This window comes from Bradyrhizobium sp. Kon69, assembly GCF_055807515.1.
On sequence record NZ_JBVVOS010000584.1, the window covers coordinates 1 to 235 of the forward strand.

Annotated in this window: 1 protein-coding gene; it reads left to right on the plus strand. The window is 56.2% G+C overall.

Annotated elements, in window-relative coordinates; translation table 11 throughout:
- Nucleotides 1–33 precede the first annotated feature (33 nt).
- The coding region (locus tag AC0L3U_RS40240) for a hypothetical protein (RefSeq protein WP_473365249.1) at nt 34–235 on the plus strand (202 nt) is incomplete at its 3' end.

The following is a 235-nucleotide window of genomic DNA, read 5'->3' on the forward strand; positions in this document are numbered from 1 at the left end:
GGCCAGTTCGGTCTTGGGTTCGGGATTGTCTTCATGGAACCTGCGAAAGATTTCCAGGCGTTTGGCGGCATTCATAGCAGTGGATGTTTCCTTGCAGACGGTCGACTTGATTGTCGCAACACACAGCGCAGCATCAGCTGTAATCCCTGGGAGGGGGCTCCGTTACTTAGCTGCGAGATCATGCAACGTTTGCTCGGCGGCGTTCAACGCGGCGCTCAGGCGTGCCAATTGCTGT